Genomic DNA, 26,633 nt, shown 5'->3' on the forward strand with positions numbered 1-26,633 from the left:
GGCCTGTCTCGACGTGATGGAAACGAATTTGGGGCATCCGCCGCAGGCCTCCCGATCCCCGGGGCGCACAGCGGTTCATCCACCGGCTTTCACAAGATGGCGACTCACTGCACGGACGAGGTCATGGAGGGGCCGTGGCGGTCGGAGTATCTGGCCTTGCACGATCCCCTGACCAATCTGCCCAACCGCCTGTTGATGCTGGAATTCCTGACCGGCGCCCTCGGCGCGGCGCGGGACGGATCGCGCATGGTCGCGGTGATCGCCCTCGACATCGACAATTTCCGGCAACTCAACGAGAGCTTCGGCAGCGCGGCCGGCGACCAGATCCTGGCGGAGATGGCCCAGCGCTTGCGCCGCTGCGTGCGGGATAATGACCTGGTGGCGCGGGTGGGCGCCGATGAGTTCGTGCTTGTCTTGACCGGTCTCAACGATGCCAAGACCGCGGAGCGCCTCTGTGGGCGCCTGCAGAGCGCCCTCAGCGCGCCGGTGGTGCTGTCGAAGACCTCCACCGTGTATCCGCAGGCGACCTTGGGCATCGCCCTCGCCCCGCTGGATGGGGAGGAGGCGGAGAATCTGGTCTGCCGCGCCTGCCTCGCCCTCGACCGGGCCAAGAGCATTGGCCCTGGCGTCTTCTGCTTCTTCACCACCGAGATGAACGCCGAGGCGCAGGGCCTGCCCTCCCTGGAGGGTGACCTGCGGCGGGCGATCGTGTCCGATCAGTTCGTGCTGCTGTTCCAGCCGCGCTGGAGCACGGACACGCTGCGCATCATCGGGGTCGAGGCGCTGATCCGCTGGGATCATCCCCAGCGCGGCCGGCTGGTGCCGGATGAGTTTGTGCCGCTCGCCGAGAAAAGCGGGCTGGTGGTGCCCCTCGGCGAATGGGTGCTGCGCAAGGCGTGCGATACCATCGCCAGGCTGCCGGGGCTCAATGTCTCGGTCAATGTCTCGGTGGTTCAGTTCCGGGGCGGCGAGCTGGTGGAGACGGTGGGATCCGTGCTCAAGGCCACGGACCTCGCGCCCCATCGGTTGGAGCTGGAGATCACCGAGAGCGTGCTCATCGAGAACGCTGAAAAGGCGCTCGAAATGCTGGTGCAGCTCAAGGATCTGGGCGTGCGCCTCTCCATGGACGATTTCGGCACCGGCTATTCGTCGCTGGGCTACCTGCGCAGCTTCCCCTTCGATGCCCTGAAGATCGATCGCAGCTTTGTCGGCGACCTCGACCAGAGCAAGGGCGCGCTCGCCATCGTGCAGGCCATATTGGGCCTTGGCCGCGCGCTGGGGATGCAGGTGGTGGCGGAGGGGGTGGAGACCGAGAGCCAGCTCGCCTGCCTGAAGGCGGACCGCTGCGACGAGGTCCAGGGCTTTTACCTCGGCCGGCCCATGACCGAGGAAGCACTGGTGGACTTCATTGCCACGCGTGGCCTCGGCATCGCCTGAGCGCGATCGTCCTCAACCGCACATCCCCTTGAGTCCCGCGGCTGCGGGCGAGCATGCCCGGGCTCAACCGAGCCAGGGCGCCATGGCGTCGAGCGCGATCAAGGCGTCGACATCCACGCGCGGGCGCACCACGGCGGCCACCGGTCCGTTCACCAGCACCTCCGGCACCAGGGCCCGGGTGTTGTAGGTGGAGGCCTGCACCGCCCCGTAGGCGCCGGCGGTCATCACCGCCAGGAGGTCGCCGGGCTTCACCTCGGGCATCTCGCGGTCGAGGGCGAGGAAATCCCCGGTCTCGCACACCGGGCCGACCACGTCGGCGACCATGACCGGGGTGTCAGCGGCCGGCTCCGCCACGGGGAAGATGTCGTGGTGGGCCTCGTAAAGGGTGGGGCGGATGAGGTCGTTCATGGCCGCATCCACGATCACGAAGGTCTTGCCCTCGCCGTGCTTCACATAGATCACGCGGGTGACGAGGATGCCGGCATTGGCCACGATCATGCGGCCCATCTCGAACACCAGCGGCAGGTTGAGCGCGCCGAGGGCCCGGCGCACCACGGCCGCGTATTCGGACGGGGGCGGGGGCACCGGATCGCTCGCCGCATAGGGCACGCCGAGGCCGCCGCCGAGATCGAGGTGGTGCAGCCGATGGCCGGCGCCGATCAGGTCGCGGGCGAGTTCGGCCAGCAGCGCCACGGCATTTTCCACCGGCCCCATGTCGGTGATCTGGCTGCCGATGTGCATGTCCACCCCGGTCACGACGAGACCCGGCAGGCGCGCCACGAGATCGTACACCTCGCGGGCGCGGGAGATGGGAATGCCGAACTTGGTGGCCGAGCGGCCGGTGGAGATCTTCTTGTGGGTCTTCGCGTCCACATCCGGATTGACGCGGATCGACACCGGCGCGGTGCGCCCCAGCGCGGTGGCGACCTCGGACAGCACATGCAGTTCCGGCTCGCTCTCCACGTTGAAGCAGAGGATGCCGGCGGCGATGGCCTCGGCCATTTCCTCGCGGGTCTTGCCGACGCCGGAGAAGACGATGCGGTTGCCCGGCACGCCGGCCGCCAGCGCCCGGCGCAGCTCGCCGACCGAGACGATGTCCGCCCCGGCGCCGAGCCGGGCGAGGGTGGCGATCACGGACTGGTTGGAATTGGCCTTCAGCGCGTAGCACAAGAGCGCCTCGCGATCGGCGAATGCCTCCGTGAACACGCGATAATGCCGCTCCAGGGTGGCGGAGGAATAGCAGTAGAAGGGCGTGCGAACCTCGGAGGCGAGGGTCACAAGGTCCACGCCCTCGGCGTGGAGCCGCCCGTTGCGATAGTCGAAATGGTGCATGGAGCGCAGGTCTTCGCATTGCGCGCCGCTCATGGGAGCGGGGCGCCGGCGGCCTTAGAGCAGGCCGTCGAGAATGAAGGGTTGATTCGGCCGGGCAACGCCCTTCAGCGGGTCGCTCTTGGCGCCACTGGTGCTTTGCTGGCTCTTTTCCCAATCGGCGTGGGGCGTGGCGCTGCTGGCCATGTCGCTGGCGGAGGTCGCCGAATGGAAGCCGGCGGCGCTCGTGGAGGGAGGCGGCACCACCACCTGCGCCTGGGGCGCGGGCGGCTGGGGCGCGCCCGGCGGGGGCTCAAGCGGCCCCTTCACGCCGCACGCCGCGAGGGCGAACGCGGCGACGAGCGCCAAAGGCAAGGTGAGGCGAAACATGGAGCTCTAAGCCATCCGGTCAATTCGCGGCCAATATAGCCTGCGCCACGCCAAAGGCGAGCCCTCTTCGAGCGTCGCGGCGGAACAGCTGCCCCGCCGGCCCCTTGGGCTCGCGAGCCGTGTCGCGGCGGCCACGGTGCGCCATCCCTTCGTCACCTCATGTTCACACCGGCGCCAGCATTCTTCCGGCGCCTTGAAACCAGTCGCAGATTTCATTTTCGTGCCGCTGCGGCCCAGCATACATTCGCGCCGCGTTCTGAGATGGCGCGCGGCATGCCGGCACTTTGGCGGTCGCGGGGGCCGAAATCGCCAGGCGTCCGCCCCGAATCCCGGTGTTTCTTCATGAATGTTGCGTCCTCCCCCGCCGCTGGCGCCGGGCCGAAAGCCGTGCGCCTCGCCCTGCTTGCCCTGGCCCTGGCCTCCTTCGGCATCGGCACCACCGAATTTGTCATCGTCGGCCTGCTGCCAAATGTGGCGGCCGACCTCGGCGTGACCATTCCCCAGGCGGGCTTCCTGGTGACCGGCTATGCGCTGAGCGTCACCTTTGGCTCGCCGTTCCTCGCCATCGCCACCGCGCGCATGAACCGTCGCCATGCGCTGATGTTGCTCATGGGCGTGTTCATCGCCGGCAATCTTTTGTGCGCCATCGCCCCGGGTTTCTGGCTGCTGATGGGCGCGCGGGTCGTCACCGCTTTGTGCCACGGCGCCTTCTTCGGTCTTGGCGCGGTGGTGGCGGCCGAGCTTTCCCCGCCGAGCCGCAAGGCTCAGGCGATCGCCATGATGTTCGCCGGCCTCACCATCGCCAATGTGCTGGGCGTGCCGCTGGGCACCGCCATGGGCGAATGGTTGTCCTGGCGCGATACCTTCCTCGCGGTGGTGGTCATCGGCATCGTCGCCGCGCTCGCCTTGGCGCGGTGGCTGCCGCGAAGCCTGCCGGCGCCGCGCGTGGAGCTGAAGCGGGAGGCGCGCGCCATCGGCTCGGTCCAGGTGATACTGGCGATGCTCATCTCCATCGTCGCTTCCTCCAGCCTGTTCAGCGTGTTCACCTATATCGCGCCGATCCTGACCAGCCACACCGGCGTTTCGACCCACGGGGTGACGCTCATGCTGCTGGTGTTCGGCGTGGGGCTCACGGTCGGCAATTTCGGCGGCGGCTGGCTCGCGGACCGCAGCCTGATGCCCACGGTCATCGGCATCACGGCGGTGGAAGTGGTGCTGCTGGCCGTGTTCCCGCTCACCAGCGCCCATCCTTTGCCGGCGGCCATCACCTTGTTCGTGTGGGGGGCGCTGGCCTTCGCCCTGGTGGCGCCGCTGCAGATGCAGGTGGTGCAGCAGGCGGCGGAGGCGCCGAACCTCGCTTCCACCATCAATCAGGGTGCGTTCAACCTGGGCAATGCCATCGGCGCCGGCATCGGCGGCGTTGGGCTCACCATGGGCCTCGGCTACCTGGACCTGCCGTGGATCGGGGCGATCCTGGCCGGTATCGCGATGCTGCTCGCCATTGTGTCCCACCGTCTCGACCAGGTGGGGCACGCCGTCGCGGACCGCGAGGAAGCCGGGCCGCTTACACCGGTGGCGTGATCCGAAGGCCCCGTGAGCCTCGCTCATGAGCCGCCGGTCAAGCCCACGCGGCGTTTGAGCGTGCCCACTTGGCACCGGTCAAAGACCGGGGCCGATGGTATTACGGGCGGCTGGCGGCGGCGGCCAGTTCCACGATCTCGTTGGTGATCTCCTCCTGGCGCAGTTGGCGCGAGCGGGCGACCAGGGAATCCAGGGTCTTGTCCACATTGGCGTGGGCCGCGATCATGGCCCGCATGCGCGCCTCGTTCTCGGCGGCGAACGAGAGCATGATGGCTTCTGCCAGCTCGGTGAAGACGTATTCCTCCACGAGCCGCGCCAGCAGCACGTCGGGCGGCAGGGTGGTGAGCGGCGGCACCGCGTGCCGGGCCAGCGGGAAGCGGGCGAAATCGAACGGCACCAAGCGCTTTTCCGTCACCTGGGCGGCCCCGTCTCCGGGAACCGCGTGCAGCAGGCTCACCTGCGGCCCGCCGTCGAGGCGCGCATAGAGGGCATCGACAATGCGGCTCGCCAGCTCGGGCGCCTGATCGGGGTGGCTGATCATGGCCGCCGACCAGGCGTAGGGGATGGATTTTTCCTCCGCCACCAGCAGGCCCCGATCGCCGATGATGAACAGGGTGAACGGCCGCTCCGGTGCCCGCAGCCGCACCCGCTCCGCGGCCTCCAGTACATGGGCGCTGAACGCCCCGGCGAACCCCTGCTCGGCACACAGGGCGATGACGACATGGCCCGCGTGCGCGGGATGCGGAGCGTGCGGCGGCTCCGGCGGGAGGGGTTGCGGCAGGAAGGCGAGGGCGTGGCCGATGCCGCCGGCAATGGTGCGGGCATAGGCGCGGATGCCGTCGAGCTGGGCCCGCGCTTCCCGCGCGCGGGCGGCGGCGATGCCGCGCATGGCGCTGATGACCGCCGATAATTGATGCACCGTGCGGATGCGCTGGGTGACGTCGACCAGCCGCTCGGTCACGGTTTGACCTCCCGCATGAGGTGCTGGCTCATCTCCTGGCTCATCTCCTGGGCCAGTTCGCGCACCAGGGCGACGAGCTTCCGCCGGGTCGCGGCGTCGAGCTGCCCGGTTTCCGCGAGCGTGCTCGCCTCGGCTCCGCCGTTCAGGTCGAGCGCTGCGGGCAGGCGCGCCCGCAGGCCGGGGATGAGCTCCGCCGGCAGGGCATCGAATACCCCGTCCGCGAGGGCGGCGAGCAGCGCCACTTGGTCGATAAAGCGCAAATTGGCGAAGCGCGGTTGGGTGAGGAGGGCACGAATGCGCTCGCCGCGGGTGATCTGCGCCTTCACCCGCGTGTCGGAGATGCCGCCGAAGCGGGTGAACATCTCCAGCTCCAGGAATTGGGAATAGTCGAGCCGCAGCCGGCCGGAGACGTCGCGCAGGGCCTTCTTCTGCGCCTTGCCGCCGACCCGCGACACCGACAGGCCCACATCCACCGCCGGGCGCTGATTGGCCGCGAACAGGCGGGAATCGAGCACGATCTGCCCATCGGTGATGGAGATGAGGTTGGTGGGGATGTAGGCGGAAAGGTTGCCGGCGTCGGTCTCGGCCACCGGCAGCGCCGTGAGCGAGCCGCCGCCCAGCTCCGCCGAGAGCTTGGCCGCCCGCTCCAGCATGCGGGCATGCACATAGAAGATGTCGCCGGGATAGGCCTCGCGCCCCGGCGATTCGTGGGTGAGCAAGGCCAGCTCGCGATGGGTGGCGGCATGGCGGCTGAGATCGTCCACCACGATCAGCGCATGGCGGCCGGTGTCGCGGAAATATTCGGCCATGGTGAAGCCGGCAAAGGGCGCGATCCATTGCAGTCCGGGCGCGGCGGCGGCCGAGGCCACCACGAAGATGCAGCGTTCCGGCGCACCATGGGCCTTCACCGCCTCGATCACCCGCTCCACGGCGCTCGCCCTCTGACCCACCGCCACATAGACGCAGATGATGTCCGAGTGCTTCTGGTTGATGATGGCGTCCACCGCCATCGCCGTCTTGCCGGTGGCCCGGTCGCCGATGATGAGCTCGCGCTGTCCGCGCCCCAGGGCGAACAGGGCATCCACCACCAGAACGCCGGTTTCCACCGGCGCGCTCACGAGATCGCGGGCGATGATGGCCGGCGCCGGCCGCTCGATGGGGTGGAGCGTGGTGGCCGCGATCGGTGCGCCGCCGTCCAGCGGGCGGCCGAGGGGGTCCACCACCCGGCCCAGCAGGTCTTCGCCCACCGGCACCCGCACCACCTCGCCCGAGCCGGTCACCTTGGAGCCGGCGGCGATGGCGGCGGCATCGTCCAGCAGCACCGCGCCGATGGTGTCGATATCGAGGGTCAAAGCGAAGCCCATGCGGCCGCCCTCGAATTTCAGGATCTCGTCGAGCCGCACGTCGGGCAGGCCGGAGACGCGGGCGATGCCGTCGGCCACCTGTTCCACCCGGCCGATCGCCTCCGCTTCCACCGACAGGTCGGCGCGGGCGACGGCGGCGCGGCCGCGGGTGAGCCAATCGGCCTCCTCAACGGCCGCGGGCTGATCGGCATCATGTTCCATGGCGTGTTCCATGGCGCGTCAGCTCCTTGAGGATGCGGTCGAGATCGGCCCGGAAGGTATTGCGCACCACCGCGTGGGGCGCGTCGAGCTGAAGGCCCGCGATCAGCGCCGGCTCCACCTCCAGGGTAAGGGTCACGTCCCGCCCCAGGGCGGCGGCGAGCTGGTCCCGGCAGGCACGCACCTCCGGATCGGTGAGGGGGCGGGGCGCCTTGAGGCGCAGCGGCCCTTCGGCGGCCACCAAGGCCGCCCGCGAGGCCTCCGGCAGCGCCGCGACGCCGGCCGCGAGATCGTCGATGAAGGCGGACACCTGGAGCGCCGCCGGCACGCGGGCGAGCAGGCGGGCGGCGATGTCCACTGCCAGGCGGCTGGCGCGGTCCGCATCCTCCCGCGCGGCGGTGGCGCGGGCGCGCGCGATGTCGGTCGCGGCCGCCGCGCGCAGGGCCTCGGCCTCGGCGCGGGCGGTGGCCAGCAGCGCGTCCTTTTGCGCCTGCGCCTCGGCGGTGGCGGCGTCGAGCCGGTCCTTGCGGGCGGCGGAAATGACCGCGGTCTCGGCCGTGGCCTTCGCCTGCTCGGCCTCCGCAGCCGCGCGCGCGGCACGGGCGGCATCCAGATCGCGGGTGGCCGCCGCCTGCCGCTCCGCCATCATGGCCACCACCGGGCGGAACAGGAAGCGCGAGAGGATATACAGCAGGACCAGGACGTTGATCGCCTGCAGCGCGAGCGTCCACCAGTCGATCGTCATGGGCCGCTACTTCACGAACGGATTGGCGAACAGCACCAGGAGCGCGATGACCAGGCAATAGATGGCCATGGTCTCGATCATGGCGAGGCCCACGAACAGGGTGCGCGAGAGGGTGCCGGCGGATTCCGGCTGGCGGGCGATGGCGTCCATGGCCGCCGCCACCGCGCGCCCTTCGCCCAGCGCCGGCCCGATGGCGCCGAACGACACGGCAAGGGCCGCGGAGGCGATGGAGACCACTTGGATGAGATTGTCCATGGCGTCTAGCGCTCCTTCTGAAGAGAGTCCCGGCGTGGGGCGGGGGCCTCGCCCTCGCTCACGGCGGCGCCGATGAAGACGGTGGCGAGCACCGCGAAGATGTAGGCCTGCACCGCTCCGGTGAGCAGATCGAGCGCCATCAGCGGGATCGGCACCAGCAGCCCCGCCAGCGACAGGATGATGCCGATGACGAACACCCCGCTCATGATGTTGCCGAACAGGCGCACCACCAGCGAGAAGGTCCGGGTGATCTGCTCCACCACATTGAGCGGGATCATCACCCAGGTGGGTTCCGCGAAGGTCTTCAGGTAGCCCACGAGCCCGCGTGCCTTGATGCCGTAGCCGATGGTGGCGGCGAACACGATGAGCGCGAGCGCCGCGTCGGTCTCGATATGGGCCGTGGGCGGTTCCAGGCCGGGAATGAGCGACACCCAGTTGGCGGTGAGCACGAACAGGAAGATGCCGCCGATGAGGGCGCGATAGGGCGCCGGGTCCGCCTGCATGGTGTCGCGGATCTGGGCGTCGATGGTGGCGACGATGGTCTCGAGCAGGGCCTGCCCCCGGCCGGGCACGAGCTTCAGGCGACGGGTGGCGACAAAGGCTCCCCCGCCGAGCACCGCGAGGATGCCCCAGGTGACCGCGACCGGCGCGGTGATCGGCACCGGACCGAGATGGAACAGGGCTTCGGTGACGAGGGGCGACTGCATCAGGCCACCCTTCCCAGCCGCCGCACCACCAGCGTGCGGGCGATCAGCAGGCCGACCGCGCCCATCAGCAGCGGCAGCGCGCCGAGGAGGGCGAGCGCGGCCATTGCGCCCAGCAACAGCGCGAACCGCGCCGCCTGGAGCGCGATGGCGAGCAGCGCGCGGCCGCCGGCGAGATAAAGCTGCGTGTTCCACCACAGGGCGGTGAAATAGGCGCCACCCGCCACCAGTCCGACGCCAAGGCCGAGGGCTGCGCCCGCGAGTGGCGACAGCTCGGGCATGGCGGGCAGAAGGGAGGCCATCAGGTTGCCCAGCGCCATGGTCACTCATCCTTTCCCACGGCGCCGTGCATCCAGCGCCACGCCGACCACAGGCCGAACGCCGCCCCGAGCATGAGCAGCGCCGCCGCGAACATGATGCCGGTGTGAAACGCGCCGTCCAGCCAGCGCCCCACCACCAGGCCGGCGAGGGTGGGCACCACGATGGTCCAGCCCAGGATGCCCATCTGCCCCAGCCGCGCGCCGAGGGAGGGCTCGGGGTTCTCCCGCCCGCGCCGGGCCCGATCCGCGGCCTGCCGGGCGGCGGCGGCCATCCGGTCCTCGGCACCGCGGCCGTCCTCCGGCGCGTCGAGGGGGTCGAGCCCCGCCATCACGCTACCTCGTCCGCATCGGTGGTGGCCGCCTCGGCGCCGACCGCGCCGAATGTTCCGGGCCGCGCGGGGCGCAGGAAACGCATGAGCTGGCGCACCGCATTGGCGTGCAGGCGCATCTGTTCCACGCGGGCCTTGCGGGCGATGTCGGTTTCGGCGGCGCGCAGGCGCTCCACTTCTTCTTCCAGGCGGGCGAGGTCGTCGCCCAGCGTGCCCTGACGACAGGCGACCGCCACGCGGGTCCCGCCCTCGACCGTCAGCAGGCCGCCACCCTGGGCGCAATAATGGGTCACGTCATCGGCGGTGCGCCAGCGCAGAACCGAGGCCGGCAGCACGGTGAGGAAATCCGTGTGGCCGGGCAGGAGGCCGAAGCTGCCGCTCTCGTCCTCGGCCCGCACGGCACGGACCTCAAGGCCCGCCACCAGAACCCTGGTGGGGGTGGTGATGGTGAGGGTCAGCGCGCGGCTCATGACGCGCTGCCCGGCGCGGCGTTGCGGGCGGCTTCCTCCTTGGCGCGGGCTTCCGCGAGATCGCCGACCATGTAGAGGGAGCTTTCCCGCCAGTCGTCGCAGACCCCCTCCAGGATGGCCTTGCAGCCGGCCACCGTCGCTTCCACCGGCACCGAGCGGCCGGGCACGCCGGTGAAGGCTTCCGTGACGGCGAACGGCTGGGTGAGGAAGCGCTGAAGCTTTCTCGCCCGCTCCACGACGCGGCGGTCATCCGCCCCCAATTCGTCCATGCCGAGCAGGGAGATGACGTCTTGCAGCTCGCGATAATGCTCGATGATGCGGCGCACCTCGGTGGCCACCTTGGCGTGCGTCTCGCCCACGATCAGCGGGTCGAGCAGGATGGAGGAGGAGGCGATGGGGTCCACCGCCGGATACATGCCCTCCGCCGCCATGGCGCGGGAGAGCACGACCGTGGAGTCCACATGGGCGGCAATGGTGGTCACCGCCGGGTCGGTGAAATCGTCCGCCGGCACATACACGGCTTCGATGGCGGTGACGGCGGCGCCGCCAACCGAGGCGATGCGCTCCTCCAGCGCCGCCACCTCGCTGGCGAGTGTCGGCTGGTAGCCCACCCGCGACGGCATGCGCCCCAGAAGGCCCGACACTTCCGCCCCCGCCTGCACGAAGCGGAAGATGTTGTCCATCAATAGCAGGACGTTCTGGTGTTTCTCGTCGCGGAAGTATTCGGCGATGGTGAGGGCCGTCAGCGGTACCCGCCAGCGGGCGCCGGGGGGCTCGTTCATCTGGCCGTAGACGAGAACGGTGCGCTCCAGCACGCCCGATTGGGTCATGTCGAGCAGCATTTCATGGCCCTCGCGGGAGCGCTCGCCGATGCCGGCGAACACGGAGATGCCCTGGTAGGTCGCGACCATGGCGTGGATCAGCTCCATCACCAGCACGGTCTTGCCGACGCCCGCGCCGCCGAACATGGCCGCCTTGCCGCCCTGGGCAAGCGGCGCCAGGAGGTCCAGCACCTTGATGCCGGTGGTGAAGATCTCGGTGGCCCCGCTCTGGTCGGCGAAGGCGGGGGGCGCGGCATGAATGGGGCGGCGTGGCACGTCGTCGGGCAGGGCGGCCCCCTTGTCCCCGAGGTTGCCGGCCACATCCAGGAGGCGGCCCAGCACATGCTCCCCCACCGGCACCGCGAGCGGCCCGCCGCTGCGCTTCACCAGGTCGCCGCGCTTCAGGCCGGAGGTGGGCTGGAGCGCGATGGCGCGCACGGTCTGGAGGTCGAGATGGCTCTGCACCTCCGCCAGCACCCGCCCGCGCGCGGCGTCCTCCACCCACAGCGCTTCCTCCACCGGCGGCAGCGCGCCGGCGGTGAAGCGGACGTCAATGACCGCGCCGCGCAGGGCGACGATGCGCCCGTCATTATCCGTCTGATTCCCGGCGTCAGGTGCCATGGCTCGGCCTCTGGGCAAAGGGTTTGCCGCTGCCTGGGGTGAGCATGCCAGACCCGGCGCGTCGGCGCCAGCGGTGCGAGGCCGCGGTGCCGGGCGCAAGCGGTTGAGGCGGCAGCCTCGGCAACGGCCGCGACGCAATGGCGCGTTCCCCGCCGCAGGCCACCCGCGCGGCGGCGGTTCCGTGTCGGGCGCGCCGATTGACAGGACCGGCCCGCGGCCGCTTGATGGCCGCGGGCCGCGCTGGCGGCGGCGCCTCTCTATTTGTCGTCCGGAAACCCTTTCATGAGCGGCTCGTCGCGCGTCACCATCTGGCACAACCCGTCCTGCGGCACCTCGCGCAACACCCTTGCCGTGCTGCGCGAGGCGGGCCTGGAGCCGGAGATTGTCCAGTATCTGAAAACCCCGCCCTCCCGCGCGGAGCTGGCGGCGGCCATCGCGGCGGCCGGCATTACCGTGCGTGACGCGGTGCGTCGCAAGGGCGCGCTCTATACCGAGCTCGGCCTCGACAAGCCGGACCTCTCCGACGACGCCTTGCTCGACGCCCTGGTGGCCCACCCCGCGCTCATCGAGCGGCCGTTCGTGTTCACCGGGAAGGGCGTGCGGCTCTGCCGGCCCATGGAGCGTGTGCGCGAAATCCTGCCCTGAGCCGGCGGGGGATCGCGCCGGACGAGGATTGCGCAAGCGCCGCGCCCTGGGCCAGAAGCGAAGGCCGCTTGGGCGCGCGCGCCTTTCTTCATGGGGCGCCGGGGATGGGTCGCCGGCGGCGTGAGCCCCGAATGGGCAAAGGGCGGTGACGCCGAGAGGGACCGGAGATGAACATTCTTGCCAAGCTGCTGTCCGATGCCTCTCCGGCCCTGAAGCGCCTGCTCGGGACGCGGCCGCGGCCCGCGGCCGAGGCGGCGGGCGCCGTGCCGGGCTGGTATCGCCCGCATGTGTCGGCGGAGACGCAGCGGGTTCTTTCCGGCCCCACGCCGGTCTTCCTCTATCTACCGTGGATCGCGGAGCACACGGATGCCCTGGTCGCCCGGCTCGGCACCCATGCCGGCTACGCCCTCGCGCCCTTCGACATGTTCACGGGCGTCGAGGACAATGCCACCCGGCGGGAGATTTTCCGGGTGGCGCTGGAAGAGACCGATGTTTATCGCAGGCTGGTGGCGCGGCGGCTGGTGCAGGTGCGCCGGCACATTCGCGGCATCATCTTCACTTTCGATTGGGCGCCGGTGACCCGCATCATCGCCAATGTCTGCGAGGATCTGGAGATTCCGAAGATCCTCATTCCCCATGAATCGGTGTTCATCAACCGGGACAAATATTATTGGGACCCGGCCGCCAAGGCCTCGCTGCCCATGGCGGATGTGGTGCTGGGCTGGGGCCGCCTCCAGCAGGACATCTTTCTGGAGCGCGGCTATTCCGCCGATCGCTTCCGCGCTGTCGGCGCGCCCAAGTTCGATCCTTATGTGAATGCCAGGCCGGCGCTGACGCGGGCGCAGTTCTGCCGCCTGTTCGGTCTGCGGCCCGAGCGCAAGCTGATCGTGTTCGCCTCGCAGCCGCTCGATTCCCAGCTCGACCGGGAGGTCGCCTTGGAGGTGCAGCGCCGGGCCATGGCGGATCTGCTCACCTATGCGGAGGGGCACGGGTGCCAATTGCTGGTGCGGCTGCCGCCCTCCAAGGACGATGTCCTCGGGCCGGAGCTGCGGGCGCGGCTCGCCCGTTCGCCGGTGGGCGCCTTCGATGATGCCATGTGCTATCTGGTGCCGCCGGAAGAGGCCGTGTGCCATGCCGATGCGGTGGCGTCCATCAACAGCACCATGCTGTTCGAGGCGGTGCTGTTGGGCCGGCCGGCCCTTTCCATGAAATATCTGGAATTCGACCAGGTCTGGGAGAAGGTGGGCATTCCCGCCGTCACCGATGCCGCGGGGATGGCGGCGAAGCTCGATGTGATGCTGGCGCGGGGCTGGGACTATCCGCCGGAGGGGCTGGCCTGGGCCGCCGACATGTTCGGCATCGGCAGCTTCGACGGGCGCGCATCGGCCCGCATCAGCGCCTATCTTGCGGCCCTTGCCGCCGATGAGACGGTGTTGACCTTGCGGCCCAACGCCATCGCGCGGCTGTTCGCGCGCGACACCATCGACGTGGTCGGCGTGCCGCCGGTGGCGGCCCTGTCCCCGGAACGCCAGCCCCATCTTCTGGGGCTGCTCCATGCGCGCACGCGGGTGGACAGCGGGGCGGGGGTGAACCGGCTGCGCGCCATCGCCTCGGTGGATCTGTTCCTCCAGTGGGGCGCCGATGCGAGCGCGGTCGCCGATCGCCAGCGGGAGGCCGCCCGCGCCATCGGCCGGCCGGTGGCGGTGGTGGAGGAGGGGTTCATCGGCCCGGTGTCCCTCATCCTCGACGACACCACCGCCTATTACGATGCCACCGACGCCTCGCGGCTGGAGCGGTGGCTGGCCGACGGGCCGGAGCTGAGCGCGCCGGAGCGCGCGCGGGCGCAGGCCGCCATGGACCGGATCGTCACCGGGCGGCTCACCAAGACCGGCGGCGGCGATGCCCTGTCGCCGGTCGGCCGTCCGGGCGTGCGCAAGATCCTGGTGGTGGACCAGCCGCTTGGCGATCCGGCCGTGACCCTGGGTCTCGCGGACAAAGCCGCCTTCGCGCGGATGCTGGACGATGCCCTGGCGCGTGGCGAAGGGTGCGACATCATCGTCAAGGCGTGTGCCGGTGCCGGGGGCGCTCCGGAGGCGGGTCATCTGGCGCCGGACCGGCTCGCCGCCCTGCAGGGCGCGGCCAACGTCCACGTCGTCACCATCGATGCCAATTCCTATGCCCTGCTGGAGGGGGTGGACGAGGTGTTCGTGGTGAGCGCGCATCTGGGTTTCGAGGCGTGCCTCGCCGGCAAGAAGGTGCATTGCCACGGCGTGCCCTTCTATGCGGGCTGGGGCTTCACGCAGGACCATGCGGACATCCCGCGCCGGACGCGGCGGCGCACGGTCGCGGAGGTCTTCCACGCCGCCTACATCCTCCAGTCGCGCTATTACGACCCGCGGCGCGGGGCGGCCGTGGAGCTGGAGGATGTCCTGGACGCCTTGGGCGCACGCGGCTGATCCCGGCGGCGGGCCTTGCGGACCTCGTGCACCGGGGGCGGCCGTGGGTCTCCCCGCGAACGGAGAGAGCCGGCGCGCCGCCGGTCCGCTTGGGGCTATCCGGGCGTGGCTGCGGGAGCCTTGGCCGCCAGCGCCTGGGCCACGCGGGAGGTGGGCGCCCGGCCGAGGGCGGCGGTGATGGCGCGCCCGGCGGCGGCGAGCCGGTCGAGGTCGATGCCGGTCTCCACCCCCAGGCCGTCCAGCATGTAGACGAGGTCCTCGGTGGCGAGATTGCCCGAGGCGCCCTTGGCATAGGGACAGCCGCCGAGCCCCGCCACCGAGGCATCCACCGTCGCGATGCCCAGCTCCAGGCCGGCGAGCACATTGGCCAGCGCCTGCCCATAGGTGTCGTGGAAATGCAGGGCGGTGCGATCGGTGCCGATCTGGTCGGCCACCGCCCGCGCCATGGCTTTCGCCTTGTCGGGCGTGCCGACGCCGATGGTGTCGCCGAGGGAGACTTCGTAGCTGCCCATGGCGACGAGCGCCTCGGACACCTCCACCACCTTGGCCACCGGCACCGCGCCCTGGTAGGGGCAGCCGAGCACGCAGCTCACATAGCCGCGCACGGCGATGCCGTTGGCCCGCGCCAGATCCATCACCGGCGCGAACCGTTGGAGGCTTTGGGCGATGGTGCAGTTGATGTTCTTCAGGCTGAACGCCTCCGAGGCGGCGGCGAACACCGCCACCTCGCTCACCCCGGCGGTGATCGCCAGTTCCAGCCCCTTCAGGTTGGGCGTGAGCACCGGATAGCGCACCCCCTCGCGCCGCTGGATGCGCGCGAGCACGGCGGCGGTGTCGGCCATCTGCGGCACCCATTTGGGCGAGACGAAGGAGCCGCTCTCGATCGCTGGGAGCCCGGCCGCGCCGAGGGCGTCGATGAGCGCCACCTTGGCCTCCACCGGCACGAGGCCCGGCTCGTTCTGGAGCCCGTCGCGCGGCCCCACATCGACAATGCGGACGTAAGAGGCCCGGCCCATCACGCGTCCTCCAGAACGAGCAGTTCCGCGCCCTCGTCCACCAGGTCGCCCACGGCGAAGTTGAGCGCCTTGATGCGCCCGTCGCGGGGGGCGGCCACCGTGTGCTCCATCTTCATGGCCTCCACCACCACCAAGGGCGCGCCCTTCATCACCTCCTGCCCGGCTTCCACCGCGATGCGGATGATGGTGCCCGGCATGGGCGCCACCAGCCGCCCGGCGGTGCCAGTGGCAGCCAGCGAAGCGAGGCGCGGGTCGATGAACTCCACCTGGAACTCCCCGCCCCGCACGAACACCGTGAGCAGATTGCCGGAGTGGATGACGCGGGCCGACAGCTTCACCCCGTCGAGCCGGGCCGAGAGATGGCCATCCGCGTCGCTTTCCCCCTCCACCGTCATGCGGCCGCCGGGCAGGTCCAGCACGAAGCCGTGGGGCTTGAAGTGGGCGCGCACCACGGTGCGGCCCTCCAGATGGGGATCCTGGAAGGTGAGGTCCACATGGGCGTCGCGGTTGAGCCGCCAGCCCGGCGCCCGGCCCCAGGGGGAGAACCGGTCCGCCGCATCCACCGCCTCGGCCGACTGGCGGGCTTCCTCCATCAGCACGGCGAGGGTGGCGAGGGCCAGCACCGGGTTGCCGGCCGGCCGCGGGGCCGGCAGCAGGTCCCCATGGTGGCGGGCGATGAAATTGGTGTCGAGCTCCGCCGCGGCGAAGGCCGGATGGGCGGCGATGGCCTTCAGAAACACCCGGTTGGTGGCGAGCCCCACCACCTCGGTGGCGGCGAGCGCGGCCTGCAGGCGGCCCACCGCCTCCGAACGGTCGGCGCCGGCGACGATGATCTTGGCGATCATCGGGTCGTAATGGATGGACACCGTGTCTCCCGCCCGCACGCCGGTATCGACGCGGGTGCCGGGCACATGCACCGGCAGCACCAGATGGTCGAGGGTACCCACCTGGGGCAGGAAGTCCCGCGCCGGATCCTCCGCGTAAAGGCGCACCTCGATGGCGTGGCCCTTCAGGGGGATTTCCTCCTGCCGCAGCGGCAGCGGCGCGCCTTCCGCCACCCGCAATTGCCACTCCACCAGATCCTGCCCGGTGATGGCCTCGGTGACCGGGTGTTCCACCTGCAGCCGGGTGTTCATCTCCATGAAATAGAAGGCGTCGCCCTCGGCGATGAATTCCACCGTGCCGGCGCCCACATAGTTCACCGCCTTGGCCGCCTCCACCGCGGCCTGGCCCATGGCGGTGCGGCGCTCGGGCGTCAGGCCGGGGGCGGGGGCCTCCTCGACCACCTTCTGGTGACGGCGCTGGATGGAGCAGTCGCGCTCGTGCAGATAGACGGCGTTGCCGTGGCTGTCGGCGAACACCTGCACCTCGATGTGGCGCGGCGTGGTGAGGTATTTTTCCACCAGAACCCGGTCGTCGCCAAAGGCGCTTTTCGCCTCGCGCTGGGCGGAGGCGAGGGCGTCCGGAAACTCTTCCGCCGACCGCACCACCTTCATGCCCTTGCCGCCGCCCCCGGCGGAGGCCTTGATGAGCACCGGGAAGCCGATGCGCGCCGCTTCGCGGGCGAGCAGGGCGGGGTCCTGGTCGGCGCCGTGATAGCCCGGCACCAGTGGCACGCCGGCCTTTTCCATCAGTGCCTTGGCCGCGCTCTTGGAGCCCATGGCGCGGATGGCGGCGGCGGGCGGGCCGACGAAGACGATGCCGGCCTTTTCGCACGCTTCCGCGAAATCGGCATTCTCCGACAGGAAGCCATAGCCGGGGTGGATGGCATCCGCCCCCGCCAGCCGCGCGGCCTCCAGGATGGCGTCGATCCTCAGGTAGCTTTCGCGCGCCGGGGCCGGGCCGATGGGATAGGCCTCGTCCGCCTCGGCCACATGCAGGGCATGGGCGTCGGCCTGCGAATACACGGCGACGGTGGTGATGCCGAGGGCCTTGGCGGTGCGCATGACGCGCACCGCGATCTCGCCCCGGTTGGCGACGAGCAGGGTGCGGATCGGGCGGCTCATGCGGTTTCCCCTTTTCCCCATTGGGCTTTTCGTTTTTCGAGGAAGGCCGAGACACCTTCCTTGCCGTCGGCGCTGGCGCGGATGTCGGCGATGCGGCGGGCGGTATCGGCAACCACCGCATCGTCCAGCGGGCGATCCACGGCGCGGATGAGGTCCTTGGTGGCGGCGAGCGCGGCCGGGCTCGCCGCCTTGAGGGCGGAGAGGTGGCGGGCGATGGCGGCGTCGAGCGCGTCCGCCGGCACCACCTCGTGCACCAGGCCCAGGGCCTGCGCGGTCGCCGCAGAAAACCGCTCGGCGGTGAGGAAATAGCGGCGGGCCTGCCGCGCCCCCATGGCCCTGACCAGATAGGGGCTGATGACCGCCGGGATGAGGCCGATGCGCACCTCGGTCACCGCGAACTCGGCCTCCGGCACCGCCACCACGATGTCGCTGGCGGCGATGAGCCCGGTCGCCCCGGCAAAGGCGGAGGCGTGCACCCGCGCCAAGGTGGGCTTGGGGCAGAGGTCGATGGTGCGCATGAGGGCGGCGAGCTTCTCCGCGTCCTGGAGATTCTCGGCGTGGGTGTAGGCGCCCATGCGGCGCATCCAGTTGAGGTCGCCGCCGGCGCAGAAGCTCTTGCCCTCGGCCTTGAGCAGGATGGCCCACACGGCGGGGTCGGCGATGGCCGCCGCATAGGCGGCGGTGAGTGCGGCGATGAGCGCGTCGTCGAAGGCGTTGCGCACCTCCGGCCGGTTGAGGGTGAGGACGCGGACGCCGTCTTCGGTGGTGGCGATGAGGCTCACGGGCGCCTCCCGATGGGGTTCGCGGCCGCCATCACATGCGGAACACGCCGAAGCGCGTCTCCTGCTCGGGGGCGTTGAGGGATGCGGAGAGGGCGAGCGCCAGCACCATGCGGGTGTCGGCCGGGTCGATCACGCCGTCGTCCCACAGGCGGGCCGAGGAGTAATAGGGATGGCCCTGCCGCTCATATTGGGCGCGGATCGGCGCCTTGAACGCCTCTTCCTCCGCGCCGGTCCATTTGCCGCCGCGGGCCTCGAGCCCGTCGCGCTTCACTTGGGCGAGCACGCCGGCCGCCTGCTCGCCGCCCATCACCGAGATGCGGGCATTGGGCCACATCCACAGGAAGCGCGGGTCGAAGGCGCGCCCGCACATGCCGTAATTGCCGGCGCCGAACGAATTGCCGATGACCACGGTGAATTTGGGCACCGCCGCGCACGACACCGCGGTGACGAATTTGGCGCCATCCTTGGCGATGCCGCCGGATTCATATTTGCGCCCCACCATGAAGCCGGTGATGTTCTGCAGGAACACGAGAGGAATGTTGCGCTGGGCGCACAATTCCACGAAGTGGGCGCCCTTCAGCGCGCTTTCCGAGAACAGGATGCCGTTGTTGGCGACGATGCCGACCGGATAGCCGAAGATGCGGGCAAATCCGGTGACCAGGGTCGGCCCGTACAGCGGCTTGAATTCGTCGAACTCGGAGCCATCGACGACGCGGGCGATGATCTGGCGGACATCGAACGGCTGCTTGGGGTCCGCCGAGACGATGCCGTAAATGTCCCGCGCGTCGTAGAGTGGCGGGCGCGGCTCGCGCAGGTCGAGACTGTGGACCTTGGTGTGGTTGAGGTCCGCCACGATGGACCGGGCGATGCCGAGGGCATGGGCGTCGTTTTCCGCCATGTGGTCGGCGACGCCGGAGGTGCGGGTGTGGACATCCGCGCCGCCCAGCTCCTCGGCCGTCACCACCTCGCCGGTGGCGGCCTTCACCAAAGGCGGGCCGCCCAGGAAAATGGTGGCCTGATTCTTCACCATGATGGACTGATCCGCCATGGCCGGGACATAGGCCCCGCCCGCCGTGCACGAGCCCATGACCACCGCGATCTGTGCGATGCCGTCCGCCGACATGTGGGCCTGATTGAAGAAGATGCGGCCGAAATGTTCGCGGTCGGGAAAGACCTCGTCCTGGTTCGGCAGATTGGCGCCGCCGGAATCCACCAGATAGATGCAGGGCAAATGGTTTTCCCGCGCGATGGTCTGGGCGCGCAGGTGCTTCTTGACGGTCATCGGGTAATAGGTGCCGCCCTTCACCGTGGCGTCGTTGGCGACGATGACGCATTCGCGGCCCGACACGCGGCCGATGCCGGTGATGATGCCCGCCGCCGGAACCTCGTCGTCATACATGCCGAAGGCCGCGAGCTGGCTGAGCTCCAGAAACGGCGAGCCGGTGTCGAGCAGGGTGCGGATGCGATCGCGCGGGAGCAGCTTGCCCCGCTTCAGGTGCCGCTCGCGCGCCACCTCGCCGCCGCCTTCGGAGACGTGTTCGACCTTCGCACGGAGGTCGGCGACGGATTGCTCCAGCGCCTGACTATTGCGGCGGAATGCGTCGGAGCGGCGGTCCACCGCGTCCTCGATGATCGCCATGAGCGGCCTCGTCCTAAGCGCGCGTGAGCGCGGCCGGGGGTTCGGGAGGACGGCACGCCGCAACGCCCCTGCGCAGCAGGCGAAAAGCCTCTGCCGGCAAAGACCTGCCGGGGCGGTCGGGCGCGTCCTCCATGCCGATCGTCGTCGGCTTGGAAACGATCGTACGTTTTTTTCCGAGGCATGCAAGTGGTTTTGGAAGGGGCGTTTCAGCCTTCCGCTGGGGGATGCCCGTCCAGGGCGTCACCTCCCGGCAGCAGAGTTTCCCTTTGTCTTGCAGCTCATTGCACGGCGCGGCAGCGTTCTCGCCTGAGGCCGCGGCGCAGGGCTGGGTCAGCTTCTGGCCCGTGCCGGGGCGGCCCGTGGTCCGCCCGGCGTCTTGTCCTTGGTCGTTCCCTTGGCGGCATCCTTGGCTGGGCCCTTGCGCCCACCCTTCACCGGCTTGGCGATGGCCGCATCGTCGACCGGTGCCTCCAGGGGCAACGCGGGAAGGGGCAACGCGGCAATGGGCATCGTGGCAATGGGCATCGTGGCAATGGGCATCGTGGCAAGGGGGGTCCGAAGGCCATGCGCGGAAGGCGCGGCGCGGGTGTGTCCGGCTCCGGTCACGCCGCCCACCACCAGCCCCGTATAGATATCGACGAGGTCATCTTGGGAGAGCCGCCCTTCCGGCCGGTACCACATGCAGATGCCGGTCAGCATGGAGATGATGGCATAGGTGGCCACCTTCGGCTCGTTCACCTCGAACGCTCCGGCCGCCGCGCCGCGGCGCAGGATGTCTTCCAGCAGGCCTTCGTAGCGGTGCCGCTGGGCGATGATGACGGCGCGGTGCTCGTCCTCCAGGGACCGGATCTCCATGTTGGCGATGAAGACGTGGGCCATGCGCGTCATGTGATAGCGCAGATGGAAGGCGGTGAAGGCCTTCAGCCGGGCGAGGGGATCGGTGACGCCGTCGAGATCCGCCTCGGCCTTGGCGATCAGGTCCTCCATATGCTCGCGCACGATGTCGAACAGGAGGTTCTGCTTGTTCTCGAAATATTTGTAGAGCGAGCCGGATTGCAGGCCCACCTCCGCCGCGAGCTGGCGCAGGCTCATGGCCTCGTAGCCATGCTTGTAGATGAGGTGCACCCCGGCCTGGCGGATCGCCTCGGCGGTGCGGGTGCCATTGGAACCGATGGTGCGCGCCATGGCCTTCAAGACGTTGAACGGCCGGGGTGCCCCGGCCCGGAAAAGCGAATCACGCGGCGGCGTGAGCCCCGCTCCGATCAAGGCCGCTAAACTGAGCGGACCATCGCAGCGATGCAAGTTCATCCTGCGACATGAAATGGCGCTTGACCAGAATAAAAAAGAACGCTTGATTGTTTCCACTAAGCCTGACGCAACGATCGGGCACATGCGCCGAGCCAGCCGCCAAGCCGAACGCCAAGAGCGGACAGCCAAGCGGGGCGCACACAACGGGGGAGGGGGCAAAAGCCCGATTCTCCCGCCACATAGGGAGGACCGAGCTTGAGCACCACATCGGTGGTTCCGCAAGCGGTTGCGGACGTGCGCGCGCTTCTGAGCGTCGAGAATATCTCCTTGCGCTTCGGCGGCCTCAAGGCCCTGACCGACGTGAGCTTCCATGTGGGGCGCGGGGAGCTGTTCTCCATCATCGGTCCCAACGGGGCCGGCAAGACCTCCATGCTGAACTGCATCTCCGGTCGCTACACCCCGAGCGACGGCCGGGTGGTGTTCGACGGCGCGGACGTCACCCGCCTGAAGCCGAACCGGCGCGCCGCCATCGGCATCGGCCGCACCTTCCAGAATCTTGCTCTGTTCAGCCACATGAGCGTGCTCGACAACATCATGGTGGGTCGCCACCATCTGTTGAAGAACAACCTCTTCTCCGGCGCGCTCTACTGGTTCGGCGGCGCGCAGAAGGAAGAACTGGAGCACCGGCGCAAGGTGGAGGAGGTGATCGACTTCCTCGACATCCAGCATGTGCGCAAGGCCACCGCCGGCACCTTGTCCTACGGCCTGCGCAAGCGGGTGGAGCTGGCCCGCGCGGTGGCGCTGGAACCCAAGCTCATTCTGCTCGACGAGCCCATGGCGGGCATGAACCTCGAGGAGAAGGAGGACATGGCCCGCTACATCGTCGATCTGAACGAAGAGTGGGGCATGACCATCATCATGATCGAGCACGACATGGGGGTGGTGATGGACATCTCGCACCGCGTGATGGTGCTCGATTTCGGCAAGAAGCTGGTGGAGGGCGAACCCGCCGCCGTGCTCGCCGACCCCCATGTGCGCAAGGCCTATCTCGGCGAGGAAGATCCTCTGCTGGAAGACGAGCCGACCCCCGCCGCCCTGTCCGCGTGAGAGATGCCATGACCACGGCCATGACCCCCGCCATGACTCGCTCCATGACTCGCTCCATGACTCGCTCCACCGGCGATCGCGTCCACGATTGGCCGGACGTGACCCAGCACGACACGTTTCCAAAGCTCCTGGCGCGCAACGCCGCCAAGCATCCCGACGACATCTGGCTGCGGGAAAAGGATCTCGGGATCTGGATCTCCTACACCTGGAAGGACGTGGCCGACCGGGTGGAGGCGATCACCCTCGGCCTTGAAAGCCTGGGCGTCCGGCGGGGCGACGTGGTCGCCCTCCTGGGCGACAACCGTCCCGAATGGCTCATGGGCGAGATCGCGGCCCACGCGCTCGGCGGCATGAGCCTCGGCGTCTACCGTGACGCGCTGGCGGACGAAGTGGCCTATCTCGTCACCTATGCGGACGTGGCGGTGGTGTTCGCCGAGGACGAGGAGCAGGTGGACAAGCTGTTGTCGCTGGACGACAAGATTCCCACCGTCCGCCACATCGTCTATTCGGACCCGCGCGGCATCCGCAAATATGACGACCCGCGCCTCATCGGCCTGAAGGCCCTGGAGGAGCGCGGCCGCGCCGTCGCCGCCAAGGACCCCAACCGCTACGCCCGGTTCGTCAGCCTCGGGCAGGGGGCGGACGTGGCGATCTTGTGCACCACGTCGGGCACCACCTCCCATCCCAAGCTCGCCATGCTCACAGCCGGCGCGGTGCTGAAGCATTGCCGCGCCTATCTCGACATGGACCCGCGCGGGCCCGCGGACGAATACGTCAGCGTGCTGCAGATGCCGTGGATCATGGAGCAGATCTACGCCTTCGGTCAGGCCCTCATTTCCCGCATGAAGGTGAACTTCGTGGAGGAGCCGGAGACGCTGATGGCCGACATGCGGGAGATCGGCCCCTCGTTCGTGCTGTTTGCCCCGCGGGTGTGGGAGCAGATCGCCGCCGACGTGCGCTCGCGCATGATGGATTCCTCGGCGCTGAAACGGGCCATGTTCGAGCTTGGGATGAAGCTGGGGCTGAAGGCGCTGGACCAGGGCAAGCGCTCGGCGCTGGCGGATTTCATCTTGTTCCGCGCCCTGCGCGACCGGCTCGGCTTCACGCACCTCAAGTCGGCGGCGACCGGAGGCGCGGCGCTGGGCCCCGACACCTTCCGGTTCTTCCTGGCCCTCGGCGTGCCCATGCGCCAGCTCTACGGCCAGACGGAACTGCTCGGCGCCTATACGCTGCACAAGGCCGGAGACGTGGATTTCGACACGGTCGGCGTGCCGTTCGACGGGGTGGAGATCCGCATCGACGATCCCGATCCCAACGGCCTGGGCGAGGTGGTGACGCGCCACGCCAATTGCTTCACCGGCTATTTCCGCAACGATGACGAGACGCGGAAGTCGTTCGCGGAAGCCGGCTGGATGCGCACTGGCGACGCCGGCTATTTCAACGATAAAGGCCATCTCGTGGTCATCGACCGCGTGCGCGACATGGCCAAGACCGCCCATGGAGATCGTTTCTCGCCGCAATACATCGAAAACAAGCTGAAGTTCTCGCCCTATGTGGCGGAAGCGGTGGTGCTGGGCGATGGGCGGGAGGGTCTTGCCGCGCTCCTCTGCATCCGCTTCTCCATCGTCTCCAAATGGGCGGAGAAGAACCGCATTGCCTTCACCACCTACACCGACCTGTCGGCCAAGCCCGAGGTCATCGCGCTGCTGCGACGCGAGGTGGAGGAGGTGAACAAGACCCTGGCGGAAAAGCAGCGCATCGGCCGCTTCCTGTTGCTTTACAAGGAACTGGACGCCGACGACGGCGAGCTGACGCGCACCCGCAAGGTGCGCCGCGGCGTCGTCAACGAGCGCTACGGCACGATCATCGATGCCATGTATGCCGGCGACGCGGTGATCGACGTGGACACCACCATCACCTTCCAGGACGGCTCCAAGCAGCGGGTGCGGACCACGCTCGACGTGATCGACCTCGGCGCGCCCGCGCCCGGCGGATCGCGGAGGGCGGCATGATCCGCGGTGCCATCCACCCGCACGTTGATGCCCCCTCTCCCGCCTGCGGGGGAGGGATAGGGAGGGGGAAAGTGCCCTTCTTGAGGGGGCAAGTGCCCTTCTTGAGGGGGCAAGTGCCCCTCCCCGACAGTCCCGCAGCCGACGCCCCACCGCGCCGCTCCCGCCCCCTCCCAACCCTCCCCCGCCTGCGGGAGAGGGCGATCGCGGAAATATTCTGATGCAATCCCAGCTTCTGCTTCAGCTCATCATCAACGGGCTCATCATCGGCACGCTGTACGGCGTGGTGGGCATGTGCTTCGTGCTCATCTACAAGGCGTCGCAGGTGGTGAACTTCGCCCAGGGCGAATTTCTGCTCATCGGCGCCTGGGTCTGCTGGTGGCTGCTCACCGCCTGGAACATCCCCTTCTTCTGGGGCTTCCTCATCGCCGTCGTTTTCATGATGGCCTTCGGCATGGCGGTGCAGATGGTCATTCTGCGCCCGCTCATCGGCGAGCCGATCATCTCGGTCATCATGGTGACCATCGGCATGTCCATCTTCTTCCAGGCGCTGATGAAGTGGATGTTCGGCACCTTCGCCCAGCCGTTCCCGCCGATCTTCCCGGTGGACAAGGTGAATGTCCTGGGCCTCCAGGTGCAGACGGCCTATCTCATGTCCACCGGCGTCAGCCTCGCCATCATGGCCGGTTTTGCCTGGTTCTTTAAGTATTCAAAGATGGGCCTCGCCATGCGAGCCACCGCCTTTTCCCAACAGGTGGCGCAATCGCTCGGCATCTCGGTGCGGCAGGTGTTCGCCCTGTCCTGGGGCATTTCGGCGGCGGTGTCGGCGGTGGCGGGTGTCGTGGTGGGCATGGTGAACGGCGTGTCGTCGGCGCTGTCCTACTTCGGCATCAAGGTGTTTCCGGCGGTCATTCTCGGCGGCCTCGACAGCATCTTCGGCGCGGTGGTGGGCGGGCTCATCGTCGGCCTGCTCGAAAATCTCGGCCAATACGTGGACAGCCAGTACCTCAAATGGGGCAATCTCTACGAGATCATCCCCTTCTATGTCCTCATCATCATTCTCATGATCAAGCCTTACGGCCTGTTCGGCACCCGCGACATCGAGAGGGTTTGATCCCATGGCCATGAACACCATGCGCCCGTGCGGCGATTACCGCACCAGTTACAAGGCCGATCAGACCATCTTCCAGACCCGCTTAACCATGCTCATCTGCGTGGCGGCGGTGGTGGCCCTGTGCTTCGCGCCCTTCTTCTTCTCTCGCTATGTGCTGAGCCTGTTCATCCAGATCGGATACCTCGGCATCGCCGCTCTGGGGCTCAACATATTGGTGGGGTTCTCGGGGCAGATCTCCATCGGTCACGCGGTGTTCTTCGGCTTCGGTGGGTTTGCCTCCGCGTATCTCGCGGACAAGGGCGTTCCGGTGCCCATCGCCATCGTGCTGGCGGGGCTGTGGACCACGGTGGTGGGTCTCATCTTCGGCCTGCCGGCGGCGCGGGTGAAGGGGCTCTACCTCGCCATCGCCACCCTCGCCGCCCAGTTCATCCTGCAGGACTTCTTCGTGCGCGCCGAATGGTTCACCGGCGGCACCCATGGCGCTCTTGCCGCGCCCTTCACTTTGTTCGGCTACGACCTGTCGGGGGACGACAAGTATTTCTATGTGGTGCTGTTCTTCGTGGTGGTGATGTATCTCGGTGCGACCAACCTGATGCGGTCCCGCGACGGGCGCGCCCTGATCGCGGTGCGCGACCATTATCTGTCGGCCGAAATGATGGGCGTGAACCTCGCCAAGTATCGCACCATGGCGTTCGGCATCTCGTCCTTCTACGCCGGCATCGGCGGCGCGCTTTACGCCCACTACGTGGGGTTCATGTCGGTGGAGGGGTTGGATATTCTCTTTTCGATCCAGTTCCTCGGCATGATCATCATCGGCGGGCTCGGCTCCATCATGGGCTCGCTCATGGGCACCGTCTTCATGGTGCTGCTGCCGGAGGCGACCGGCTGGCTCGCCTCGGCCCTGTCCGGCTCGATCATCGATCAGGCGCTGCATCTGAAGAGCGGCATCACTTACATGCGCGAGATGCTGATCGGCGCCGCCATCATCATGTTCCTGATCTTCGAGCCCGACGGGCTCGCCCACCGCTGGCGCCAGATCAAGACCTATTGGAAGCTCTACCCCTTCTCGTTCTGATTTTTCCAAAGACAAGACGGCAGCAACCGCCG

24 protein-coding genes are annotated in these 26,633 nt (G+C 68.8%); 8 read left to right on the forward strand and 16 right to left on the reverse strand.

What is annotated here, in order from left to right:
• Positions 1-96: 96 nt before the first annotated feature.
• Positions 97-1,437, forward strand: a complete 1,341-nt coding sequence (locus HUW53_RS09300) for a putative bifunctional diguanylate cyclase/phosphodiesterase (protein ID WP_237345474.1) — start codon at positions 97-99, stop codon at positions 1,435-1,437.
• Between the two features lie 63 nt (positions 1,438-1,500).
• Here HUW53_RS09300 and lysA read toward each other — a convergent pair whose 3' ends face one another.
• Entirely contained in the window at positions 1,501-2,769 is a 1,269-nt protein-coding gene (gene lysA / locus HUW53_RS09305; protein ID WP_237345550.1) for a diaminopimelate decarboxylase, read from the reverse strand.
• Positions 2,770-2,823: 54 nt separating this feature from the next.
• A complete protein-coding gene (gene lptM, locus HUW53_RS09310) occupies positions 2,824-3,135 on the reverse strand; it encodes an LPS translocon maturation chaperone LptM (RefSeq protein WP_237345475.1) in 312 nt (103 codons plus the stop codon).
• 342 nt (positions 3,136-3,477) lie between these two features.
• Between lptM and HUW53_RS09315 the strand changes: the two genes are divergently transcribed.
• Entirely contained in the window at positions 3,478-4,716 is a 1,239-nt protein-coding gene (locus HUW53_RS09315) for an MFS transporter (protein WP_237345476.1), read from the forward strand.
• Between the two features lie 100 nt (positions 4,717-4,816).
• On the opposite strand, the gene HUW53_RS09320 is transcribed toward HUW53_RS09315, so the two are convergent.
• Genes HUW53_RS09320 through atpD form a run of 9 tightly spaced genes read right to left on the reverse strand, consistent with a single transcriptional unit; the run spans position 4,817 to position 11,504 of the window.
• Positions 4,817-5,677, reverse strand: coding sequence for a F0F1 ATP synthase subunit gamma (locus HUW53_RS09320; RefSeq protein WP_237345477.1), 861 nt, complete (start codon positions 5,675-5,677; stop codon positions 4,817-4,819).
• Complete coding sequence (locus HUW53_RS09325; RefSeq protein ID WP_237345478.1) at positions 5,674-7,242, reverse strand: F0F1 ATP synthase subunit alpha; 1,569 nt, start codon at positions 7,240-7,242, stop codon at positions 5,674-5,676. The genes HUW53_RS09320 and HUW53_RS09325 overlap by 4 nt, the downstream gene beginning before the upstream one ends.
• Complete coding sequence (locus HUW53_RS09330; protein ID WP_237345479.1) at positions 7,232-7,984, reverse strand: F0F1 ATP synthase subunit B family protein; 753 nt, start codon at positions 7,982-7,984, stop codon at positions 7,232-7,234. The genes HUW53_RS09325 and HUW53_RS09330 overlap by 11 nt, the downstream gene beginning before the upstream one ends.
• A gap of 6 nt (positions 7,985-7,990) precedes the next feature.
• Positions 7,991-8,239 carry a F0F1 ATP synthase subunit C gene (locus HUW53_RS09335; RefSeq protein ID WP_237345480.1) on the reverse strand — a complete coding sequence of 83 codons (249 nt, stop codon included), beginning with the start codon at positions 8,237-8,239 and terminating at the stop codon, positions 7,991-7,993.
• 5 nt (positions 8,240-8,244) lie between these two features.
• Positions 8,245-8,946, reverse strand: a complete 702-nt coding sequence (locus HUW53_RS09340) for a F0F1 ATP synthase subunit A (RefSeq protein WP_237345481.1) — start codon at positions 8,944-8,946, stop codon at positions 8,245-8,247.
• Positions 8,946-9,263, reverse strand: a complete 318-nt coding sequence (locus HUW53_RS09345; RefSeq protein WP_237345482.1) for an N-ATPase subunit AtpR — start codon at positions 9,261-9,263, stop codon at positions 8,946-8,948. The genes HUW53_RS09340 and HUW53_RS09345 overlap by 1 nt, the downstream gene beginning before the upstream one ends.
• Before the next feature lie 2 nt (positions 9,264-9,265).
• A complete protein-coding gene (locus HUW53_RS09350; RefSeq protein WP_237345483.1) occupies positions 9,266-9,592 on the reverse strand; it encodes an AtpZ/AtpI family protein in 327 nt (108 codons plus the stop codon).
• Entirely contained in the window at positions 9,592-10,062 is a 471-nt protein-coding gene (locus tag HUW53_RS09355; RefSeq protein ID WP_237345484.1) for a F0F1 ATP synthase subunit epsilon, read from the reverse strand. The genes HUW53_RS09350 and HUW53_RS09355 overlap by 1 nt, the downstream gene beginning before the upstream one ends.
• Positions 10,059-11,504 (reverse strand): F0F1 ATP synthase subunit beta, encoded by a 1,446-nt coding sequence (gene atpD / locus HUW53_RS09360; protein WP_237345485.1) that lies wholly within the window; start codon positions 11,502-11,504, stop codon positions 10,059-10,061. The genes HUW53_RS09355 and atpD overlap by 4 nt, the downstream gene beginning before the upstream one ends.
• A 282-nt stretch (positions 11,505-11,786) precedes the next feature.
• Between atpD and arsC the strand changes: the two genes are divergently transcribed.
• Positions 11,787-12,149, forward strand: coding sequence for an arsenate reductase (glutaredoxin) (gene arsC, locus HUW53_RS09365; RefSeq protein WP_237345486.1), 363 nt, complete (start codon positions 11,787-11,789; stop codon positions 12,147-12,149).
• 167 nt (positions 12,150-12,316) lie between these two features.
• Positions 12,317-14,605, forward strand: a complete 2,289-nt coding sequence (locus HUW53_RS09370; protein WP_237345487.1) for a capsular polysaccharide export protein, LipB/KpsS family — start codon at positions 12,317-12,319, stop codon at positions 14,603-14,605.
• Between the two features lie 95 nt (positions 14,606-14,700).
• On the opposite strand, the gene HUW53_RS09375 is transcribed toward HUW53_RS09370, so the two are convergent.
• The 5 genes from HUW53_RS09375 to HUW53_RS09395 form a co-directional block, all read right to left on the reverse strand.
• The gene (locus tag HUW53_RS09375; protein ID WP_237345488.1) at positions 14,701-15,621 is read right to left on the reverse strand and encodes a hydroxymethylglutaryl-CoA lyase; all 921 of its coding nucleotides are present in this window, start codon (positions 15,619-15,621) and stop codon (positions 14,701-14,703) included.
• Complete coding sequence (locus HUW53_RS09380; RefSeq protein ID WP_237345489.1) at positions 15,621-17,627, reverse strand: acetyl/propionyl/methylcrotonyl-CoA carboxylase subunit alpha; 2,007 nt, start codon at positions 17,625-17,627, stop codon at positions 15,621-15,623. The genes HUW53_RS09375 and HUW53_RS09380 overlap by 1 nt, the downstream gene beginning before the upstream one ends.
• Complete coding sequence (locus tag HUW53_RS09385; RefSeq protein ID WP_237345490.1) at positions 17,624-18,409, reverse strand: enoyl-CoA hydratase-related protein; 786 nt, start codon at positions 18,407-18,409, stop codon at positions 17,624-17,626. Before HUW53_RS09385 ends, HUW53_RS09380 begins: the two co-directional genes overlap by 4 nt.
• A 31-nt stretch (positions 18,410-18,440) precedes the next feature.
• A complete protein-coding gene (locus tag HUW53_RS09390) occupies positions 18,441-20,048 on the reverse strand; it encodes a carboxyl transferase domain-containing protein (protein ID WP_237345491.1) in 1,608 nt (535 codons plus the stop codon).
• A 330-nt stretch (positions 20,049-20,378) separates the two neighbouring features.
• A complete protein-coding gene (locus HUW53_RS09395; RefSeq protein WP_237345492.1) occupies positions 20,379-21,233 on the reverse strand; it encodes a TetR/AcrR family transcriptional regulator in 855 nt (284 codons plus the stop codon).
• 357 nt (positions 21,234-21,590) lie between these two features.
• Here HUW53_RS09395 and HUW53_RS09400 point away from each other — a divergent pair, with 357 nt between their 5' ends.
• From HUW53_RS09400 to HUW53_RS09415, 4 genes are all read left to right on the forward strand, one after another.
• On the forward strand, positions 21,591-22,403 hold the full coding sequence (locus HUW53_RS09400) for an ABC transporter ATP-binding protein (protein ID WP_370877815.1): 813 nt from the start codon (positions 21,591-21,593) through the stop codon (positions 22,401-22,403).
• Between the two features lie 56 nt (positions 22,404-22,459).
• Positions 22,460-24,415, forward strand: a complete 1,956-nt coding sequence (locus HUW53_RS09405; RefSeq protein ID WP_237345493.1) for a long-chain fatty acid--CoA ligase — start codon at positions 22,460-22,462, stop codon at positions 24,413-24,415.
• A 217-nt stretch (positions 24,416-24,632) separates the two neighbouring features.
• Entirely contained in the window at positions 24,633-25,526 is an 894-nt protein-coding gene (locus HUW53_RS09410) for a branched-chain amino acid ABC transporter permease (RefSeq protein ID WP_237345494.1), read from the forward strand.
• A 4-nt stretch (positions 25,527-25,530) separates the two neighbouring features.
• The gene (locus HUW53_RS09415; RefSeq protein ID WP_237345495.1) at positions 25,531-26,601 is read left to right on the forward strand and encodes a branched-chain amino acid ABC transporter permease; all 1,071 of its coding nucleotides are present in this window, start codon (positions 25,531-25,533) and stop codon (positions 26,599-26,601) included.
• Positions 26,602-26,633 lie beyond the last annotated feature (32 nt).

The sequence above is a fragment of the Xanthobacter agilis genome (assembly GCF_021730435.1).
GTDB classification, from domain to species: Bacteria; Pseudomonadota; Alphaproteobacteria; order Rhizobiales; family Xanthobacteraceae; genus Xanthobacter; species Xanthobacter agilis.

Excerpts from the sequence above, each read along its gene's own strand:
- HUW53_RS09300 (WP_237345474.1), top strand. The coding sequence starts at position 97 with ATGGCGACTCACTGCACGGACGAGGTCATGGAGGGGCCGTGGCGGTCG.
- lysA (WP_237345550.1), bottom strand. The coding sequence starts at position 2,769 with ATGCACCATTTCGACTATCGCAACGGGCGGCTCCACGCCGAGGGCGTG.
- lptM (WP_237345475.1), bottom strand. The coding sequence starts at position 3,135 with ATGTTTCGCCTCACCTTGCCTTTGGCGCTCGTCGCCGCGTTCGCCCTC.
- HUW53_RS09315 (WP_237345476.1), top strand. The coding sequence starts at position 3,478 with ATGAATGTTGCGTCCTCCCCCGCCGCTGGCGCCGGGCCGAAAGCCGTG.
- HUW53_RS09325 (WP_237345478.1), bottom strand. The coding sequence starts at position 7,242 with ATGGAACATGATGCCGATCAGCCCGCGGCCGTTGAGGAGGCCGATTGG.
- HUW53_RS09330 (WP_237345479.1), bottom strand. The coding sequence starts at position 7,984 with ATGACGATCGACTGGTGGACGCTCGCGCTGCAGGCGATCAACGTCCTG.
- HUW53_RS09335 (WP_237345480.1), bottom strand. The coding sequence starts at position 8,239 with ATGGACAATCTCATCCAAGTGGTCTCCATCGCCTCCGCGGCCCTTGCC.
- HUW53_RS09340 (WP_237345481.1), bottom strand. The coding sequence starts at position 8,946 with ATGCAGTCGCCCCTCGTCACCGAAGCCCTGTTCCATCTCGGTCCGGTG.
- HUW53_RS09345 (WP_237345482.1), bottom strand. The coding sequence starts at position 9,263 with ATGGCGCTGGGCAACCTGATGGCCTCCCTTCTGCCCGCCATGCCCGAG.
- HUW53_RS09350 (WP_237345483.1), bottom strand. The coding sequence starts at position 9,592 with ATGGCGGGGCTCGACCCCCTCGACGCGCCGGAGGACGGCCGCGGTGCC.
- HUW53_RS09355 (WP_237345484.1), bottom strand. The coding sequence starts at position 10,062 with ATGAGCCGCGCGCTGACCCTCACCATCACCACCCCCACCAGGGTTCTG.
- atpD (WP_237345485.1), bottom strand. The coding sequence starts at position 11,504 with ATGGCACCTGACGCCGGGAATCAGACGGATAATGACGGGCGCATCGTC.
- arsC (WP_237345486.1), top strand. The coding sequence starts at position 11,787 with ATGAGCGGCTCGTCGCGCGTCACCATCTGGCACAACCCGTCCTGCGGC.
- HUW53_RS09370 (WP_237345487.1), top strand. The coding sequence starts at position 12,317 with ATGAACATTCTTGCCAAGCTGCTGTCCGATGCCTCTCCGGCCCTGAAG.
- HUW53_RS09375 (WP_237345488.1), bottom strand. The coding sequence starts at position 15,621 with ATGGGCCGGGCCTCTTACGTCCGCATTGTCGATGTGGGGCCGCGCGAC.
- HUW53_RS09380 (WP_237345489.1), bottom strand. The coding sequence starts at position 17,627 with ATGAGCCGCCCGATCCGCACCCTGCTCGTCGCCAACCGGGGCGAGATC.
- HUW53_RS09390 (WP_237345491.1), bottom strand. The coding sequence starts at position 20,048 with ATGGCGATCATCGAGGACGCGGTGGACCGCCGCTCCGACGCATTCCGC.
- HUW53_RS09395 (WP_237345492.1), bottom strand. The coding sequence starts at position 21,233 with ATGGCGCGCACCATCGGTTCCAATGGCACCCGCACCGCCGAGGCGATC.
- HUW53_RS09405 (WP_237345493.1), top strand. The coding sequence starts at position 22,460 with ATGACTCGCTCCACCGGCGATCGCGTCCACGATTGGCCGGACGTGACC.
- HUW53_RS09410 (WP_237345494.1), top strand. The coding sequence starts at position 24,633 with ATGCAATCCCAGCTTCTGCTTCAGCTCATCATCAACGGGCTCATCATC.
- HUW53_RS09415 (WP_237345495.1), top strand. The coding sequence starts at position 25,531 with ATGGCCATGAACACCATGCGCCCGTGCGGCGATTACCGCACCAGTTAC.